This is a genomic window from Halanaerobiales bacterium (assembly GCA_035270125.1).
GTDB lineage: Bacteria > Bacillota > Halanaerobiia > Halanaerobiales > DATFIM01 > DATFIM01.
Genome location: DATFIM010000068.1, coordinates 1 through 2,912, shown reverse-complemented (window position 1 = coordinate 2,912; position 2,912 = coordinate 1). Strand labels below are relative to the sequence as shown.

At 28.1% G+C, this 2,912-nt stretch carries 6 protein-coding genes; all 6 read left to right on the top strand.

The features are described from left to right. On the top strand, positions 1 to 297 hold a 297-nt coding region (locus VJ881_03555; protein ID HKL75122.1), incomplete at its 5' end, for a glycerate kinase. After that, complete coding sequence (locus VJ881_03550) at positions 290 to 418, top strand: hypothetical protein (GenBank protein ID HKL75121.1); 129 nt, start codon at positions 290 to 292, stop codon at positions 416 to 418. The genes VJ881_03555 and VJ881_03550, both read left to right, overlap by 8 nt. A 65-nt stretch (positions 419 to 483) precedes the next feature. Continuing rightward, positions 484 to 1,083: an MBL fold metallo-hydrolase gene (locus VJ881_03545; GenBank protein HKL75120.1), complete on the top strand. Its 600-nt coding sequence runs from the start codon at positions 484 to 486 to the stop codon at positions 1,081 to 1,083. Positions 1,084 to 1,187: 104 nt separating this feature from the next. After that, positions 1,188 to 2,021, top strand: coding sequence for a zinc ribbon domain-containing protein (locus VJ881_03540; protein ID HKL75119.1), 834 nt, complete (start codon positions 1,188 to 1,190; stop codon positions 2,019 to 2,021). Positions 2,022 to 2,059: 38 nt separating this feature from the next. Next, positions 2,060 to 2,299, top strand: coding sequence for a hypothetical protein (locus VJ881_03535; protein HKL75118.1), 240 nt, complete (start codon positions 2,060 to 2,062; stop codon positions 2,297 to 2,299). Further along, positions 2,292 to 2,753, top strand: a complete 462-nt coding sequence (locus VJ881_03530) for a hypothetical protein (GenBank protein HKL75117.1) — start codon at positions 2,292 to 2,294, stop codon at positions 2,751 to 2,753. The genes VJ881_03535 and VJ881_03530 overlap by 8 nt, the downstream gene beginning before the upstream one ends. Positions 2,754 to 2,912: the final 159 nt, after the last annotated feature.

The following is a 2,912-nucleotide window of genomic DNA, read 5'->3' as shown; positions in this document are numbered from 1 at the left end:
GTAACTGGTGAGGGTAAAATAGATGGTCAGACTGCTTCTGGTAAAACTCCAGTTGGTGTTTCTCGTATAGCTAAAAAAGAAGAATTGCCGGTTATAGCAGTTGCTGGCACTATTGGAGAAGATGCCGAAAAAGTTTATGATGAAGGAATAGATTTTCTTTACTCAGTGATAGATAAACCTATGACTTTAAAAGAAGCCATTGATAATGCAGATAAGTTATTGATAAAAACAGGCTATAATTTAGGTAAATTTATAAAAAAATTTAATATTAGTTATTGGAGGGATTATGATGAGTAAAGAAAAAATTATAGTCAAACTGAAAGATTATACTGAGAAAGAATATAAATCTGGTAGAACTAAAAATTTAAGAAAGTATGCTAAAGAAAGAGGAATTGAAATAGATAATAAGGAAAATTAGTGGATTCATTTTCATAATTGGTGTATATGTGCTAAAATAATAGACAAAGAGATAACAGAAAATAAATGAAAGGAATGATTATTATTAAAATTCGTTGGCTTGGTAATTCGGCCTTAGAAATTGATGGGGAGAAAAAAATAATTATTGATCCTAGTTTTAAAGTTGAACCAGAGATTGAAGCAGATATTATTTTAATTACTCATGAACATGATGATCACATTAACCCTGAACAATTAGCAGAAATAAGCAATTCTGAAACAAAAGTATATGCACCTCAATCAGTTTATGATAATTTTGACATTGATGGTGAGGTGGTTGAAGCCGGTCAGGAGATAGAAGATGATATAAAAGTTATTGATATTGATTGTTATAATTCTGATGAATCAGTAGCCTATTTTTACAATGGTTTATATCATACAGCTGATGCCTCTATATTCCCTGATCCAGGTGAAGAAATCAAAATATTATTTTCTGCCTGTTTTAATGATCATTTTGCAAAATATATTGAAAGTTGTATTAAATTAGATCCTGAACTTGCTATACCCTATCACTATGATCCAGACGAAAGACAGGAACTTCTCCAGGCTAAAGGACTTTCCAGTAAGTTTGAACAGATTAGTTGTAATAGTCAGGTCTTAGAATTAGGAGAAGAAATAGAAGTTTAAATATATTTTATATATAAAATAGGCTCTCATCTTTGAAAAAAGGTGAGAGCTTTTCTTAGTTATAAAGAATTTAATATTAAATAAACGAAATAGGAGTGAGACAATTGTCAAATAATAATTATTGCAGTAATTGTGGTGAAAAACTGGAAAATGAAGCTAATTTTTGCGCTAATTGTGGTCAAAAAATAAATTATGAAAATACTGAAGAAGATAAGGACTGGACATATGAAGAAGTATCAAAAAACAAAACAGGGTTTTCAAAGTTTTGGGGACATATATTAATCGGAATATTTTCATTAATCTTGATGATTGTTGGGTTTGTATTTTTTGAAGAGATTATGAGAAGTGCTTTTGGTTATTATACACCAGCAATAGTTGAACTAACAGGATCAATTTTTATCGGATTTTTATTATCATCCGGTTTTGTATTGGTTATATCTGTATATGCTATTAAACTAAATTTGCTTATTTATGAGAAAGAGAGTATTAATTGGGATGATATTTTATTGAAAAAAATAAATTTTTCAGAAAATATTTTTAGTTTTTTAGGTACATATTTTTTGATAGTTTTAATTAATTTTCTTGTAATGCTTGGAACTATTTTTCTAGTATTTTTAGCCACTGAAAATTATTATAGAGATTTAGCTACATTTATAACTTTTGCCTCAGGTATAATTTTGCTTTTTATAAATAGTAGATTAATTTTAAGTCAATTTATAGTTTTTGATAAAAAAGAAAAAGCAGTTGCTTCTTTAAAAAAGAGTGTAAAATTAACCAAAGGTAATACTATTAAACTAATAGGATGGTTAATTTTAATAATTATAATCAATAGTATAGGTGGTTCTTTTGTTTTTGGAGTTTTTGTCAGTTTTCCTCTTACAGTATTTATTTTAACAAGAGCCTATTTTAATTTAATAAATGAAAAAAATGTTATATAATAAAAGTAGAAAAGATATACTAAAAAGGAGTTGAGAAAATGCCTAAAAAAGAAGTGTTTATTGAAAAAGAACTTGCTGATGGGCTTAGAAAAATTGCAGACTCCGAAAATATTTCAGAGGAAAAAATTATTACAAAAGCAATTAAGGAATATATTGAAGATTATAATACAGAAAAAAATGATCCTCTTTTAAATTTAATTGGTATTGCCGATGGGGAAGATGACGATGGATCAGAAAATCCTGACCAAACCCTTTATGGAGGTGAAGATAATGAATGAAGTTTTTGTGGATAGTGGAGGATGGATATCCATTATTAATAGAAATGACAAAAATCACTCAAAAGCTGCCAATTATCTTAAAAAACTCCGTAAAAATAATGTAACTTTGGTGACAACTGATTATATCAAAGATGAAACAATTAGCTGGCTTAGAGAAAATATTGATTATGAAACAGCATTAAAAGTAATGGATTTATGGGAAAAGGCAGAAAAAAATGAAGAGTTAAAAACCTGCTGGGTTTCTAATGAGATTGCTAAAGAGTCTAATGATATTTTTCGAAAGTTTAGTGATTATAATTTAAGCTATACTGACTGTACATCACTTGTTATTTGTCGCAAATTAAAGGTTGATAAAGTTTTTGGATTTGATGAAAATTTTAATGAGCTTGGTTATATTTTTACTACCTGTCAGAATGATAAAGAAGAAACATATGAAGTTTTAAGACCATTATAATTAATGGGGAGGTCAATTCATGCATGCTATTGAAAAGATTTTGGCCAATAAATCTGGAAAAGATAAAGTTCAAACTGGGGAAATAGTAAATGCAAAAATAGATTTAGCAGAAGTAAATGACCTATATTTACAGGTTATAAAGTCTTTTAGAGAAATGGG